Source organism: Kovacikia sp. CALU 1929, assembly GCF_056784235.1.
Genome location: NZ_JBXBCF010000081.1, coordinates 12062 through 26705 on the forward strand (window position 1 = coordinate 12062; position 14644 = coordinate 26705).

At 48.1% G+C, this 14644-nt stretch carries 15 protein-coding genes; 10 read left to right on the plus strand and 5 right to left on the minus strand.

Features of this window, described 5'->3' with window-relative positions:
- Positions 1–239: 239 nt before the first annotated feature.
- The 7 genes from AC1S52_RS21210 to AC1S52_RS21240 all read left to right on the plus strand — a co-directional run bounded on the left by AC1S52_RS21210 (position 240) and on the right by AC1S52_RS21240 (position 3987).
- A complete protein-coding gene (locus AC1S52_RS21210; RefSeq protein WP_482031045.1) occupies positions 240–599 on the plus strand; it encodes a YciI family protein in 360 nt (119 codons plus the stop codon).
- 35 nt (positions 600–634) lie between these two features.
- Complete coding sequence (locus AC1S52_RS21215) at positions 635–1132, plus strand: VOC family protein (protein ID WP_482031046.1); 498 nt, start codon at positions 635–637, stop codon at positions 1130–1132.
- A gap of 60 nt (positions 1133–1192) precedes the next feature.
- Positions 1193–1624 (plus strand): YciI family protein, encoded by a 432-nt coding sequence (locus AC1S52_RS21220; protein WP_482031047.1) that lies wholly within the window; start codon positions 1193–1195, stop codon positions 1622–1624.
- A gap of 84 nt (positions 1625–1708) precedes the next feature.
- On the plus strand, positions 1709–2119 hold the full coding sequence (locus tag AC1S52_RS21225) for a VOC family protein (RefSeq protein ID WP_482031048.1): 411 nt from the start codon (positions 1709–1711) through the stop codon (positions 2117–2119).
- 71 nt (positions 2120–2190) lie between these two features.
- On the plus strand, positions 2191–2625 hold the full coding sequence (locus tag AC1S52_RS21230) for a VOC family protein (RefSeq protein ID WP_482031049.1): 435 nt from the start codon (positions 2191–2193) through the stop codon (positions 2623–2625).
- Positions 2626–2672: 47 nt separating this feature from the next.
- Positions 2673–3401 (plus strand): DUF899 domain-containing protein, encoded by a 729-nt coding sequence (locus tag AC1S52_RS21235; protein ID WP_482031050.1) that lies wholly within the window; start codon positions 2673–2675, stop codon positions 3399–3401.
- 67 nt (positions 3402–3468) lie between these two features.
- A complete protein-coding gene (locus AC1S52_RS21240) occupies positions 3469–3987 on the plus strand; it encodes a DUF1579 domain-containing protein (protein WP_482031051.1) in 519 nt (172 codons plus the stop codon).
- A 183-nt stretch (positions 3988–4170) separates the two neighbouring features.
- Here AC1S52_RS21240 and AC1S52_RS21245 read toward each other — a convergent pair whose 3' ends face one another.
- From AC1S52_RS21245 to AC1S52_RS21265, 5 genes are all read right to left on the minus strand, one after another.
- On the minus strand, positions 4171–4728 hold the full coding sequence (locus AC1S52_RS21245; protein ID WP_482031052.1) for a GNAT family N-acetyltransferase: 558 nt from the start codon (positions 4726–4728) through the stop codon (positions 4171–4173).
- Positions 4729–4731: 3 nt separating this feature from the next.
- Positions 4732–5130 (minus strand): WxcM-like domain-containing protein, encoded by a 399-nt coding sequence (locus tag AC1S52_RS21250; RefSeq protein WP_482031053.1) that lies wholly within the window; start codon positions 5128–5130, stop codon positions 4732–4734.
- 32 nt (positions 5131–5162) lie between these two features.
- Complete coding sequence (locus AC1S52_RS21255; RefSeq protein WP_482031054.1) at positions 5163–5573, minus strand: VOC family protein; 411 nt, start codon at positions 5571–5573, stop codon at positions 5163–5165.
- 364 nt (positions 5574–5937) lie between these two features.
- The gene (locus AC1S52_RS21260; RefSeq protein WP_482031055.1) at positions 5938–6537 is read right to left on the minus strand and encodes a putative glycolipid-binding domain-containing protein; all 600 of its coding nucleotides are present in this window, start codon (positions 6535–6537) and stop codon (positions 5938–5940) included.
- 6 nt (positions 6538–6543) lie between these two features.
- Positions 6544–6822: an anthrone oxygenase family protein gene (locus AC1S52_RS21265; protein ID WP_482031056.1), complete on the minus strand. Its 279-nt coding sequence runs from the start codon at positions 6820–6822 to the stop codon at positions 6544–6546.
- A 34-nt stretch (positions 6823–6856) separates the two neighbouring features.
- On the opposite strand from AC1S52_RS21265, the gene AC1S52_RS21270 reads away from it, so the two are divergent.
- The 3 genes from AC1S52_RS21270 to AC1S52_RS21280 all read left to right on the plus strand — a co-directional run bounded on the left by AC1S52_RS21270 (position 6857) and on the right by AC1S52_RS21280 (position 14510).
- Complete coding sequence (locus tag AC1S52_RS21270) at positions 6857–7261, plus strand: alpha/beta fold hydrolase (protein ID WP_482031057.1); 405 nt, start codon at positions 6857–6859, stop codon at positions 7259–7261.
- 309 nt (positions 7262–7570) lie between these two features.
- Positions 7571–13306, plus strand: coding sequence for a hypothetical protein (locus AC1S52_RS21275; protein ID WP_482031058.1), 5736 nt, complete (start codon positions 7571–7573; stop codon positions 13304–13306).
- A gap of 769 nt (positions 13307–14075) precedes the next feature.
- Positions 14076–14510 carry a hypothetical protein gene (locus AC1S52_RS21280; protein ID WP_482031059.1) on the plus strand — a complete coding sequence of 145 codons (435 nt, stop codon included), beginning with the start codon at positions 14076–14078 and terminating at the stop codon, positions 14508–14510.
- Positions 14511–14644 lie beyond the last annotated feature (134 nt).

The window sequence follows — 14644 nt, forward strand, 5'->3', positions numbered from 1 at the left end:
AAAAGTTTGGGCAAAATGTCGATTTGAGTGATTCCCGTTCGACTGACTGACAAAGGAGGCAATAAAATAAAGAACAATTGTACTAAAAAAATAAGTTTTTTAGGAGGTGTCGATTTGAGTGATTCCCGTTCGACTGACTGACAAAGAAGGCAAAGCTCGATCGTACTCAATCAAAAATTTTCAGTCAGGTGTCGATTTGGGCAATTCCCATTCGACTTAATTACAAAGGAGGCAACCGAATGAAATATTTGCTGCTGATCTATATGGATGAAAACGCCATGAGTAGCACCGAGCGGGAGCATTGCTATGGGGAATCGGCTCAACTTGCCCAAGAACTGCATACCAAAGGACAGTTTTTGGCGACGGCTCCCCTCCATCCCGTCGCCACGGCAACCAGTGTTCAGGTCCGGGACGGCAAATCCCTTGTGACGGATGGACCCTTTGCCGAAACCCGCGAACAATTGGGCGGATTTTTCCTCGTCAATGCTCAGGACTTGGATGAAGCCATTGCGATCGCCACCCAAATTCCAGGTGCAAAAGTCGGCACTGTCGAAATCCGTCCCGTGATTGAAGTTGCGGGACTACCCGCACAGTCATGACCGTCCTCAACCGCTTGAACTCAAGGAGAACCCTGATGCCAAACAATCCCCAAATTACTCCCTGTTTATGGTTTGATGATCAAGCCGAAGCCGCTGCTCAGTTTTATACGTCGGTTTTTCGCAATTCCAAGATCGTCCACATCAGCCGATACGGAGAAGCTGGACAGGAAATTCACGGAAAACCCGCCGGAACCGTCATGACCGTCAGCTTTGAATTGGATGGTCAGCCATTCACAGCGCTAAATGGAGGTCCGACCTTCAAATTTAACGAGGCGATTTCCTTCCAAGTCTTTTGCGATACCCAGGAGGAAGTGGACGATTACTGGCAAAAACTATCTGCGGGTGGGGATGAAACCGCCCAGCAATGCGGCTGGCTCAAAGATCAATATGGCGTCTCGTGGCAAATTATTCCTCGCATTCTGATTGAGTTGCTCAACCACCCCGATGCAGCAACCTCTCAAAAAGTTACCACTGCCATGCTGCAAATGAAAAAGATCGAGATTGATGAACTCAAGCGGGTCGCTGCGAGTTAGCGATCAGCACACCAAACCCCTAGCAATCCAACTCAAAACCACTCAACAGGAGATTTCACAATGAAAGTCATGGTCTTTGTTAAAGCAACCCAAGATTCCGAAACTGGGATTATGCCCAGCGAACAGCTTATGACTGAAATGGGGCAATTCAACGAAGCATTAGCCCAGGCAGGTATTTTGCTTGCTGGTGAGGGGCTTCATCCTAGCTCAAGAGGGGCGCGAGTTCACTTTTCAGGAACGGAACGCACCGTCACCCAGGGACCCTTCACTCCAGCGCAGGAGCTAGTTGCAGGGTACTGGCTGTGGCAGGTGGACTCCATTGAAGACGCGATCGCCTGGGTGAAGCGCTGCCCCAACCCAATGCCCGGAGATTCCGAGATTGAGATCCGTCCTGTATTCGAGGCAGAGGATTTTGGTGAAGCCCTGACACCCGCATTAAGGGAGCAGGAAGACCGCATTCGCGCCCAGGTTGAAACGCGACAGCAAGAGTAACTTTATCAACTGCCGCGCAAATAATGTTCACGCGGGAACGATCAGCTCCTCAAAACCCAGAATCAATTACTAAAGGAGAAATCAATGCAACTCAATTCTTATCTCATGTTCGATGGCAATTGTGAAGCCGCATTCAAGTTTTACGAACAATCTCTTGGTGGCAAGATCACCATGATGATGACACACAAAGAGGCCCCCTCCGCAGAAGAGATTGCACCGGAATGGCAAGACAAAATTATGCACGCTTGCCTTGACCTGGGAGATCGCTTGTTAATGGGATCTGACTGCCCACCGGGATATTTTGAAACTCCGCAAGGCTTCTACGTACAAATTAGCGTGCCTGAAGTCGCTGAGGCAGAACGAATTTTTCACGCTCTTGCAGAAAAAGGCAAGGTGAAAATGGCGATCGCTCAAACCTTCTGGTCTGTTCGCTTTGGTATGTTGATTGATCAGTTTGGTACACCGTGGATGGTTAACTGTGAGCAGGTCGTTTGAGCTTTTTACCGCCTCCCAACCTACTTTCAGCTTTTCGCAGATAAATTTCAAAGCACTACGCAGGAGAAATCATGAGTACTCAAATTTTCGTCAATTTACCCGTCAAAAATCTCCAGCAATCGATCGCGTTCTTTACAAAACTCGGCTTTCAGTTCAATCCCCAATTCACCGATGAAACTGCCACCTGCATGATTGTCTCCGAGAACATCTTCGTGATGCTCTTGACCTATGAGAAGTTCAAGACATTTACACCAAACGCGATTTGCGATGCCACAAAAAGTACCGAAGTGTTGACGTGCTTATCGGTTGAGAGCCGAGCAAAAGTGGATGAGATGGTTCGTCAAGCAGTTGCCGCTGGTGGCACAACCTATAACGAACCTCAAGACCACGGATTCATGTACGCCCATGGATTTCAGGATTTAGATGGTCATATTTGGGAACTGATTTACATGGAACCCAGCGCGATCGAGCAGGCGGAATCTACCAAGGAAAAGGTAGAGGTATAAGCCGCCCATTTCGTCCCCCTTCAACCATTACACTATGAGGATTCACCATGATTCAAAACGCAATTGCCCATCCAAAAGTTGTTGGCAGAGACGAATGGCTGACTGCTCGTAAGACATTGCTGGAACATGAAAAAGAGTTAACCAAACATCGCGATCTCGTCAACGCTGGACGACGCAGACTACCAATGGTCAAGCTTGAAAAGGAATACACCTTTGAAGGATCAAATGGCTCTGTCAAACTGGCTGATTTGTTTGAGGGACGAACCCAATTGATCATCTATCACTTCATGTTTGCTCCGGAGTGGGAGAAGGGCTGTGGGGGGTGTACAGGCTTTGTTAATTCGCTGGGCGATCTATCCATGCTGAATGAACGTGACACGACCTTTGCGTTAGTTTCCCGTGCCCCGTTTCCCAAGTTGGAAGGCTACAAGATGCTGAAAGGATGGACACTTCCCTGGTATTCCTCCTTTAGCAGCAATTTTAACTATGATTTTCATGTCACCTTGGACGAAAACATTGCGCCCATTGAGTACAACTATCGCGACAAAGCAGAGTTAGAGAGATTGAACGGACCGAATGTGATGCAAGGCGAGAGTCATGGACTCAGCGTTTTCTTCCGCCTCGGTAACGATATTTTCCACACCTACTCGACCTATGCCCGTGGAGTTGAATCTCTGACTGACACCTACAGTCTGCTGGATATGACTCCCTACGGGCGACAGGAAGACTTTGAAGACTCACCCCCTGGATACCCGCAAAAGCCGACCTATGGATAGAGACGCAGCGCTTCTACGCCAATACTGCGATCGCACTTTTCAATCATTCATCACAAGGAGATAAAAAATGGAAACCATCCAAACCGAACAAACCTCATCCATGCCTGCTCAACCTCAAAAAGAACATCAGTGGCTCCAAAAACTCGTTGGGGAGTGGACCTATGAAACCGAAGCGATGATGGGACCCGATCAACCTCCCGTAAAATCAACGGGAACAGAAACGGTGAGATCGTTGGGTGGACTCTGGATACTGGCAGAAGGACAGGGTGAGATGCCGGGATGTGGTCCTGCAACAACACTGATGACCCTCGGCTATGACCCACAGAAACAGCGTTATGTGGGCACCTGGATTGGATCAATGATGACCTATCTCTGGCAATACGAGGGTGAATTGAATGCAGGCGAAACCGTGCTAACGCTCAACTCCGATGGACCTGTCATGACGGGTGAGGAGAAACTAGGCAAGTACAAAGACGTGATCGAGTTCAAAAGCGACGATCATCGAGTCTTGACCTCCCACATGTTGACAGATGACGGGCAGTGGCAGCACTTCATGACCGCCCATTATTATCGGCGCAAGCAATAAGACGTATTCACGAAAAACATCCATGCGATGCTCAGTAGGATTTACCATTTGGGTGTCGCATGGATCTAACGATGAACAATTTGTTTTTCTATGAGATTACTCCTGCTTTAACTTCAAATAAACTCTCATGAAACTCCTTAAAATACTTTGGTTTCTCTTTCTAAGACACAATTGGCAATAGGTTTACAGAGAAAATAAGTGCTCCCATGATTCTCTTGTAAGTTGCCATTTAATCTGCTTCCATCCCCGCGCGCGCATCCAGTCGGAACCAGGTTGTGTACCGATCACCTGGAATCCATAACGTTCTGCTAACCGGGATACTCGCAGGTTAGCATTCACAGAAATACCGAGAACTTCCTTCAGCCCCAAATCGCGGAACCCAAAATCAATCAGGGCTTTCCCGACTTCAATGGCATAGGCATAACGCCCCCAGTACTGAGGTGCTAGCTCAATTCCAAGTTCTGCCTGCCCATTCGCATAACCATCCTGTCGCAAGCCGCCACAGCCAAGTAACTCCAGATTGCGGCGATCGACGATCGCCAACTGATAATTGCGTCGCGGAACTTCAGTTGCCCACTGCATAAACCGTTGAAATAGTTGATGATTAAAGTCAGGGGTCACTTCTTCCGCCGAACAGAACTCGGTATAACGAGGGTCAGCATGATAGACAAGGAAGGCAGGCTCATCCTCTTGAACAAAATCACGGAGAATAAATCTTTTGGTGATAATCTCTATAGCCATTTCTTAGGAGAGCGATCGCTGCTGGGTTCCTTCACCAGGCGTGATAAATAACACTGAACTGGGGGTATAAACCTTTGCTGTATGCCATACTCCGCGTGGCACTAAAATGTACTGACCGGGGGTGTTGAGAGAGACAATTTCTTCACCTCCATCCTGCTCCAGTACGAAATCAATCTGTCCAGATAAAAGGCACACAAATTCCTCTCCAGCAGGGTGCCTTTCCCAACAATCCCAGTCATGCTCGAATGTGTAGTGGGAAATCAACCGTTTTCCCTTAAAGTCTCCAAATTGCTGTTCTAGCTTTTCATAGAAGCATTCTCCGACTGCAATTGGAATTGCATTGCCAGTGTCATCCAGCACAACAAATGCTGAGTTGATGTTTTGTGGAGTCACTTCACTCATGATTCGATGAGTCCTGCTGTAAGAATGAACAACTATCCATTGGTTAAATCAAAATGAGGATTCCAGGCGACTTCCCACAAGTGACCATCTGGATCAGCGAAGTAGCCGGAGTAACCGCCCCAATCGGTATCTTGTGCAGCTTTGAGAATGGTAGCTCCTGCCGCTTTTGCTTGTTCAAGAACGGAATTGACGGCTTCCTTCGACTTCACATTGTGTGCCAGAGTAAACCCTGGAAAACCATTCCCTGCGGCTGAAACGTGAGCATCGGCTGCAAGTGCCTCACGGGGATAGAGAGCCAGCCAGGTTCCTCTAAGATTGAGGAACGTCACACCCTCAAACTCTTCTTTCGCGGGTAAACCCAACCCCCGCTTGTAAAAGGCAGTGGAACGAACAAGATCAGACACTCCAAGCGTAATCAGGCTAATGTAGGGTTCCATAATCATGCCATCACTTTATCTTCTAAATGATCATTTAACTACTCTGGACTAGTTGCGGTCAATTTTTCTTGCTCCCAAGCGATCGCCTTGCCGCAATGCGTGCTCTTCAGCAATAGGTTCAACATAGCCTAACTCCTCTCGAAACCGGGTTGTATCGATCACCAGGTGATACTGCTACTGAAAATTCATTTGCAAATGGGACGGGAGTTGGTCTTTGGGAAGAATCACTGTCTCGCCATGCCAATTCACAAAATTTCCTAACTTCTGGATGTGCTCCAATAAAGTTGGGGTTGCTGGTTCATCCAGGTTGTAGATGCGATTGCTGAACATTCATGGCATGGGATGAATAATGGGTAGAGGTTGCTACGCTTCACGCTCCACCACTTTTGTTATCCAAGCAGATCAAGTTACCACTTTCCTGCTCCCAAAGTTGAGGATAACGAGCGATCGCCCCATAATCATCCACTTCTAAAACATCGGCATAGCCTACTTCTGATGCCGTGTATTCATAGCGATCGTGGGCTATCCGATGGTATTGTTGCTTCAATTGTTTTAGGGTAAAGTCTGGAAACTCTAGCCATGCAGCAGGGGCTTGCGATCGCGCTCCAATTGCTAACGATAACCGACGAATAGCAATTAAATTGGTGGCTGGGGTAAACCCTAAATCTAGATCAATGCAGTCTGCTGCTGTCTGTACTTCTGTATCGTTAATGCTCCAATGGTTGGTTGAAGTACGAGCGATCGTCAGAGCAATGACTGATTTACCAACATAGCCTGAAATACTTGCGGTGCAGGTTTTCCAGTTGGTATTCGTATTTACTTCGTAGTATAAATGACATGGTTGATGATCGAACAGAAAGATGGCTGTCCCCGATAATTGCCAACCATGATTAAATTTCCGAAGACAACAACTGTCATGTCCAGGGAAATCTAATCTGCGCCAAAACATTGTATGTTCAAGTGAATTCATCGAACTCTATAATTTTGCTGGAGTACCGATCGCCAGTGTAAACAGGGTTGATGCGATGAATGCGGCGATCGTCCGAACGTGGTTCCAAAACGTCCAGTTCGTCAGGTATCTAGCCCAGAGACTTGCGCTTTCAGTCCTGTTAGGGTTAGCCACAGCCAACGCATCATTAAGTGGGACATTGAACACCATTGTCACCCCAAAACAACCGAAGGGGCAACCTGCACCCTCCCTACTACCGATTGATACTGCAACCCCCTGAACGGTTACTCCGCTTGAGACTGCCATTCTCAGAAAGTTATTATTAGCATTACAAAAGCCTTTGCTGGAACCGTTGCTTCATTTGGCGATCGCCCTTTCTCCCTTGCTATGGCTTTCAAGCTGGCTTAGCTATTTCAACGGTGCAACGCTGCTCACAACTGAGATTTCTGGATTCAGAGGGACAGAAACACGAGGACAACTTAATTTCTCCAGTTTGGTTGGCATCAAGGCATCACCAGGAGTTCTGGCACGCGCCGTTCTGGCAATGTTCAAGTTTGATGAAACAGAGACGCTACCGGAAATCGATGTTCCCACCCTAGTGGTAGTTGGCAAATCTGACATCGCCACGCCCAGCATTTCTCATTTGTTCGCCGTCCCATCGGTCGTCTCAGTCACTGCTCTGAATTATCGCCGCAGGTCCCGTTATCCTAGAAGTCACGTTAATATTCTGACAATAGATCAATAGAGATAAGTGCCTTTATCTCTATCTCAAATGCAGGCAACCCGTCGATCTCGCTATGTATTGATCCCCCTCTGACCCTATTTTTTGATCGGTATCGTGGTTTTTCATAGCGGAAAGATTGAAGGGGTTAAACTAAGCGGCATACCAAATTGGACAAATGGGTCTCCAACCCGTTGTTATCTCCAGTTCACCTTAATCAGAAAAACCATCTTCAACAAATGGTACAGGATTACTGTCCTTAGCCGACTTTGATAGAACGGGTGTATGCCGATTTAGTGATTTGTTTGCTTAAACCCTAAGGAATTTTTAATCATGATGACGGTATCTATGCCTGGAACGCTGCCCATGTCCTCTGCCTTATCATTGCCAACTGATAATTTGAACGGTTTCGACAGGAGTGAGCTACTTCGATACGCTTCATCTCAGGCTTCACAAAGCTTGAGCGATCGCGACTTCATCAGCTTAAGAGCGATGAAGGCTAACCTTCTGCAAACGATCGCGCCGCACTCAATGCCGCAGAAGACCACGATGAGAAATCGGAGAGCTAGACGATCGCGCCGCCTTAAAATCAAGCGCGTTGGGGGCGGCAAACAGCAACGAGGGTTTGGAGTTGTAAAAGGCGGGGATAATGCTACCCGTCATCCTGAATCCCATCAGCCCGGCAACCACAGACCCCACAAGCGGTATCACAGACATCACAAGCTGCCCACCGACCCGATTAGTGGGCTTCCCCAAGCCACCTTCAACCAACTCTCCGCTGAGATGCTGTTTGGTGCTCCCACCGATATTGCCGCCGGATGGGATGGGACATTGTCTGCCATTGACGCGAGTGGTGCTCACCATCTCTATGACTCGATCGGGGATGCGTGGAATCCTTCTGATGAAGGTATCGATGCGATCGCATTGGATTGGATTAACAAAGTGCTCTACTGCTTCCGGGGGAGCCAATACATCACGATCGACCTCGCCAACAACAATCAAACCAGTTCCCCCACCGAAATTGCCACGACCTGGCCCAGTCTCCCCTACTCCTTCACGCTGGGTGTGACGGGAGCTACATTTGCCCCGAACGGCAAGTTCTACCTGTTCAATGGCGGTCGCTATGTCCCCACGGATGGATCAGCTGCTCCGGTCAATCTGACTGACTGGTCCAGTTGGCCGGTCAACGACCCTACCTTTGGTTCCGGCGTGATTGATGGGGTCATCGCCGAGTATGTGAGTGGAGGCATCCTGGTTGTGCGGGGAAATGAAGGTTTAGCAATTGACTTGGTTAAGGAAACCATCACTCAAGGCTCAGCACCACTCTCTCAGTGGCACAACTTTGGAGAAGCGCTGCCCCCGAACTGGCTGTTGTCGGGAATTAATACAGGAGTATGGACGGATGTACATTGCGTCCACCTGTTCAAAGGGTCAGCAATGCTCACCCTTACGGGGAGCGAAAATAGCCCGGTTACTCCCGTTTATATCCCGACCTTCCCTCTGTTCTCTAACTGGCCCATCGCCTGGCATCCACGGCTCGCTCAAGCACCTAGCGGTCGGGTCGGCAATCTCTGGTCGGTTGATGGACAAAATAACGTCTACCATCACGATGGCACTGCCTGGTCTGTGATAGCAGGGTGGTCAGCGACATCGATTTCGGTGGGGCAAGACGGCACGACAATCTATCTCAGTCCTTACACAGATGTGAATGGTAATTGGCAAACTGATGTTTACCGAGTGGTTGAAGGAGTTTCACAGAATCTTACACCCTTCCCCGGAAATGCAGTGCAAATTTCAGTGGGAAATGCGGAGCAAATCTGGATACGTGATAACCAAAACAATGTGTACCTGTACGACTTACAGCAAAAGAGCTGGAACGCTGTTGATTTGGGCGTGAGTCCAACCGCCACTGCCGTTGCTGCCGATGGAACGCTGTGGCACAATGACAACCAGGGCAACGCCTACCGATTTCTGACTGGAGCGGACACCAAGCCAGTGGCAGGCATTACAAATGTGCAGAAGCTGACCACGACTGGCTATGGAGCAACTCACTGTCTGGTGCAACAGGGCAGCAGTACCCAACTCTACCGCTACGATTCGCCCTACGTCTTCAAATCGCCTCAAGGATATCCGGTTGATCAAAATACTTCGATCGTACAGGGACTGGGCAACCTTTACATGTCTATTTATTACACGGATATCTATGACTCGAGTGAACCTGGACAAAGCCATTCCTACATCGTTGCTGTAGATGCCCATACCGGTCAAGAGATATCACGCACTGAAGATTTAGGGCTGGGAGACACTTCAGGATATTACATCGGTGTGGTGTTTGATCCCATCCACGAGCTTGTATACCTCACCAGTTTTTTGAATTCGGGTCAGAGTGTTGTGACAGCGGTAGATGCGCGGAATTTGACAAATAAAATCTGGCACTTCACTGCCGATATCATTGATAGTCCCCCAGCGTTAAGTGGAACACGGCTGTGTTTTGGCGATCGAACCGGCACTCTTTACGTATTCAATACGTCTATGGCGCTGCAAGCTGCTAATCAATCTGGAGTTTCAAATCCAGAGTTGCGACCTCAAGATTGTGAAGGTTGGCAGCAAGCAATACCTCAAATCGGGACAGATACTCCAATACTAAGCACACCGATCTTTGCGGAAAGTCCCTATGGTCAGATTAATGTGATAGCTGAAACCCTCGGCAACAGCGGAATAAGCGTGTTTTTAGTTCAATGCGGTGTGCAAACCCCCTCAACCATAACAGTGACTAATTTCGCAGGACCCTATGGACATCCCTGTTCCCCTGGGTTGTCTCCTATATCTCTTCCTGTTACCTTAGGACAGTCTTTTGATAATTACGTAGGTCAAGCCATTCCTGCTCTGTTTACCATTTTAAATGGTCAGTATGTGTACGCTGTTCCAATCAATCCGCCGAGTAATTATCCCGTAACCACCTTCTCCTTTTCACTACCTGGATTTTCTGCCAACAAACATATCTCCACTGGCATTGCATACGGTTCTGGTCTTGGCTCTTCCGACGCTTCCGTGTGGTTTGCTGATTCAATCGGCACCCTTTGGGGACTGAATAACCGGCTTGAGGTCGTCCACCAGCATCATGCTACGGGTGATGATTCAGGTGCTAGCATCGCGACAACGCCCTTCATTTACAACATCACTGTGCCTGATTCGCAAAACACTGGCGGGTCAGTCACAAAGCCAGTTGTGTTTTTTGGTATCACCACTACTAGTGATGATTTCGACTGGAACTCTCTCTATCTTTATGCTCCAGATTCCGATAATCAGTTTTCCATTGATACAGGTAATACTCAAATTGCAGCACTCTCAACCAGCCTCAATAACGGCGTGATTTATGCGGGTGGTAATAGTTTGGACTTCATCTCAACACCTGAGTTGAACCAAATGTTTGGCATCCGGGTTGATGAAGTGGTTCAAGGACTGTGTGATTTCATTATTGAGTCGCAGTTGATGCAGGATCCAGATGCGTCAGCCACCAATGGCAGTACTGATCTAACCAATCCCATTCCGCCTTCGGTAGCTCGTTACCAGACTCATCTGACGATCGTCGATGACCTGAAAGCGCCTCGTCCCAATGAAGCAGTCAAAATCTGGGCAGATCAGCCTAACACGCAGGTCATCATTAACGGTCAATCCTATACGATCGGTCCTGGTGACAGTGAATATGCCTCGGTCAAAACGGGGGTGGATGGCAGTCTGGTGATTGTTAGCACTGCTGGCAACGTCAACACCTCGCTGTTGCGCGTGTGGGCAACCTTCATGGATCCCTTCGAGCGGATTCTGGTCTTCCCCGACCATGAATTTCACGGGCGCGTCTCTAACAGCTATGCCTCTGGTAGCACCTCAGATGCCTCCTATACTGACCCTGATCATCCCGACTTGTCCTCTGTAGGTAACTACAGTGGCACGTCGTTGTTCACCACCGATGAAAAGAGCGCTGGACAACCGCAGCAAATAGCAAAAGCCACACAGCAAATGCGGCAGGGAGTAGACCCCGGTGGCTCGACTCAGGTGCAACTGGGAAGGGTGCTGTCGGCACTACGATCGGCTGACCCCAATACGCCCTATGTGCCCTATGAAGACCTCACTGGAATGCACTATGCGCCCAATAATGCGATCGCCACTCGTCCCGTCCAGATTAATCAAGCGACTGGGTTGAAATTTGCCCTTACCAATCCAGATGGTTCCTATGCCCCCAACAGCAATCCCTTCAGTCACACTGCAATCAATCATGCCGATGCCCGCACGGCGATCGACCAGTTAGAAGGTACGCCCTGGTCTCCCACCGAGGCAAGACTACCTTTTGAGCATCGTCGCGTCGGCAATATCTTCACCGACTTCTGGAACTGGCTGACGAAAGTTGTGGCAGAAATTAAACAGGTGATTGTTAGCATTGCCGAAGACGTTTATGTGGGGCTGCAATACATCTATAACGGAATTAAAAGTGTCTTCAAAGCGATCATCAAAGTGGTTGAAGACATTGCCCATGCGATCGCCAGCTTCTTTGTGGCGCTCGCTAAACTAATCGAAGACATCATCGAAGCCCTCAGCGTCCTGTTCCACTTTGGCGAGATTCTCTGGACGCAGAGGTGGTTAGAGAAATATCTAATTGATCAGCTTCTTGACCTGAAAAAAACTGTCAAAGAGACCGTGCTGCCAAAAGTCGATAATTGGTTTCAGCAGGGCAAGGACGAGATTAAGCAGGCGTTTAGCAACGCCACTAAACAGGCTCCCCCAAGCCCGATTTCTCAGCAAAAAGGGGTTGGAGCGAGCAATCACACCGCTTATAACCTTGGTCAGAAGGGGAGTAATACCAAGTCTTCTCGCTCGGTACAGTGCACCTATGGAACGCAAAAGATGAAGACAGGGGCACCTTCTAGCACGGTCAATAGCCTAGGTGGCAGTTTCTACAAGATAGCGGATGATAATCCTGTAAGCCAATTTTTTGCAGGTTTTATTGACCTGGTTACAAACGGCACCTTGAGTGATGATTTTTCCAATTTTACATCATCGTTCAAGAATTTATTTCATTCGACCTCCGTCAGCAGTTTCTTCGATAATGCGCTCGATACTTTTCTCGGTCTCATTGAGGGTTTAGTCGAGTTACTGATCGATATTGCCCATGCCTTTATTGGTTCCTACAGTAATGACCAGCCGCCTAAGCCACAGGGAATACTTGGAGTTTTTGACTCTGTGATTGATTTGCTTATTGGTGAGAATGGTGAGTCAGGACTGTTAACTCAAACGATTGAGATTCCATTTCTAAGTTGGCTCTTTAAGGTACTAACAGGAGACAATCTAACCTTACTCAATTTATTTACCCTGGTCATTGCGATTCCAGTTACTATCATTATTAGGATAGTAGAAGGGAAGTATCCTTCTCAATTAGGACTCCCTGATTCTCTAGATGAGCAAGTTGGACAACCCGATGTTTTAGCCCCAATTCTTCAGGAGATTCTTGGATTCGTCAATTTTTTGGCAACCACTATAGCAGCAATTTTGGGTGCACTCTCCGACGCTGATCCAGATGACAACGGTATTCCGCCAATACTTCCAGTTGCGATTAGTCTTTTGTTAATTCCATTAGCCCTGCCTCTGATCAGTGAGGCGACTCCCCAGGACAACGATTGGCTCTCTTTTGGCATTGGTGCAGCAGTAGGACTGCTGCCACTGTTTGGCTTAGTCTCCTTTAAGGAGCAAGCTAATCAACAGATTTCCAACGTCGTTCAATCTCTCATGCTGTGCATATGCAGTATTACCTCACTGGTGTTTAGCTCGATCGTCTTTAATGAGTCAGGTTCACCTGGAGGCTGGGCTGGTGTGAGTTTCGCGATCGCCGTTTTCTCAGTTACTGCAGGTATCATCAATCCACTCAAGCTCATTCCCAGTGATGGTGTTACAAACATCGTTGTTGGAGCGTTTGATCTGGTTTGTGGCATTATCACAGCCGTGCTAAACCTGATTGATGTAATTGGAAATTCGGGCGATGAAGATGAGCCGATAGAAAGACTCTACTCAACGACCTAAGTCACGATCTAGAAAGGCGTGGGGTCGAGTAGAGAGGTTTCCTCCAATGTTTAGGCTTGCTTTGTCTTCTCCGTTTCTCTCGCCTTTCGGTATTGAGAGTGCTACACCATTCAGCCCTGCATCGTTGTAAGCCTCCCCCTCACAGAAGCCTGCCTGCGGTTTTCCCGCACAAGCCTCTTCATTGAGTCATTCACTTCATCCCTCAGATCCCCCCGTAATTCTTCTCCTGGATAACAAAGCTTACAAAGGAGCCTTGACGCTTCAAGCTACCCCCCTGCCATGCGAACTGTCTATTCCCAAGATTCGTCCTGTAAGTGGATAAGCTGACCCAGCCAGCATAAGCAGGCAATGCCAGCAATTCTCATTTTGAAACATTTGTACTGCAACAAGTACCTTCACAAGCTTTCTCGCTCAATTTTCTGAACGACAGAATGCGGGTTTCGGGCACTCAAACCAATTGAAACCAGAGATTTTGTGAGAATCATTCTCATGCTGAGAATTGCTGGAGGGGTGTGGAGCACACTTGATAAGTCTGCCTGGTCGCGATCGCTGAGATCGGGCTTTTTGCTATACAAAAGCGCGGTTGAGCCATGACTCCAAAAGTTAGCGATCCAGTCAAGAGGTTGCTCACCCTCTGTAACCTCCTTTCTCTTCAATACCTGTGATTAACCGCATATTTTCGCTCCTTTGTTATCACAACTGAGAAGCGGGAACCGGTGGATTTCAGCCTGTAGATGTAAGCATAAGCCCATCTACAAGGATTTTCACAATGAAAGCTCTACTTTCTGTACCTGTTTCAAAGCTCAGTGTCTGGATGACTATTGGCGTGTTGGGTACCACTCTCTTGGGTCTTCCCATGACGGCAGTGGCTCAAGAAATAGCGACTCGCTCAGCCAGGATTGAAGTTTCGCGTTCATCCCATCGCCAAATTTATGTGCATCATACGAGTTGGAGGGTTGAACCTGCCAACAGTGGACAAAAACGCGATTACCATTCCGTTCCCTGGGTGTTTTCCCCTGACGGTTCCGTGTATTCGGGCGATCTGTGGTCTGGGCACTGGCACTACTTGGGCAAAGGCAAGCTTAGCGTCAGGTTGACCATGAATGACGGTTCAAGGGATCACTTTATTGTCAAGTTCACCAGTCCACACAAATTTACTGCCTATAAGAATGGACGCAATTATCGGTATGGTGTGCGCCTTTAATTTCTGCAAGAACTGAGATTGCCTAGAATTTTTGAGCTACGAACCTAAAGAAACGTAAAGCAATCCGGTTTCTGTCCGCATATAGAGAATATTGGGTTAACGAATATTCTCTATATGCCTATACAGCCTGAATC

What these genes read in the sequence shown, in the direction of transcription:
- AC1S52_RS21250 (WP_482031053.1), bottom strand. Translation starts at nt 5,130, where the DNA reads ATGAGTGAAGTGACTCCACAAAACATCAACTCAGCATTTGTTGTGCTG.
- AC1S52_RS21265 (WP_482031056.1), bottom strand. Translation starts at nt 6,822, where the DNA reads ATGGCAGTCTCAAGCGGAGTAACCGTTCAGGGGGTTGCAGTATCAATC.
- AC1S52_RS21210 (WP_482031045.1), top strand. Translation starts at nt 240, where the DNA reads ATGAAATATTTGCTGCTGATCTATATGGATGAAAACGCCATGAGTAGC.
- AC1S52_RS21255 (WP_482031054.1), bottom strand. Translation starts at nt 5,573, where the DNA reads ATGATTATGGAACCCTACATTAGCCTGATTACGCTTGGAGTGTCTGAT.
- AC1S52_RS21280 (WP_482031059.1), top strand. Translation starts at nt 14,076, where the DNA reads ATGAAAGCTCTACTTTCTGTACCTGTTTCAAAGCTCAGTGTCTGGATG.
- AC1S52_RS21245 (WP_482031052.1), bottom strand. Translation starts at nt 4,728, where the DNA reads ATGGCTATAGAGATTATCACCAAAAGATTTATTCTCCGTGATTTTGTT.
- AC1S52_RS21225 (WP_482031048.1), top strand. Translation starts at nt 1,709, where the DNA reads ATGCAACTCAATTCTTATCTCATGTTCGATGGCAATTGTGAAGCCGCA.
- AC1S52_RS21220 (WP_482031047.1), top strand. Translation starts at nt 1,193, where the DNA reads ATGAAAGTCATGGTCTTTGTTAAAGCAACCCAAGATTCCGAAACTGGG.
- AC1S52_RS21275 (WP_482031058.1), top strand. Translation starts at nt 7,571, where the DNA reads ATGATGACGGTATCTATGCCTGGAACGCTGCCCATGTCCTCTGCCTTA.
- AC1S52_RS21260 (WP_482031055.1), bottom strand. Translation starts at nt 6,537, where the DNA reads ATGAATTCACTTGAACATACAATGTTTTGGCGCAGATTAGATTTCCCT.
- AC1S52_RS21235 (WP_482031050.1), top strand. Translation starts at nt 2,673, where the DNA reads ATGATTCAAAACGCAATTGCCCATCCAAAAGTTGTTGGCAGAGACGAA.
- AC1S52_RS21215 (WP_482031046.1), top strand. Translation starts at nt 635, where the DNA reads ATGCCAAACAATCCCCAAATTACTCCCTGTTTATGGTTTGATGATCAA.
- AC1S52_RS21230 (WP_482031049.1), top strand. Translation starts at nt 2,191, where the DNA reads ATGAGTACTCAAATTTTCGTCAATTTACCCGTCAAAAATCTCCAGCAA.
- AC1S52_RS21240 (WP_482031051.1), top strand. Translation starts at nt 3,469, where the DNA reads ATGGAAACCATCCAAACCGAACAAACCTCATCCATGCCTGCTCAACCT.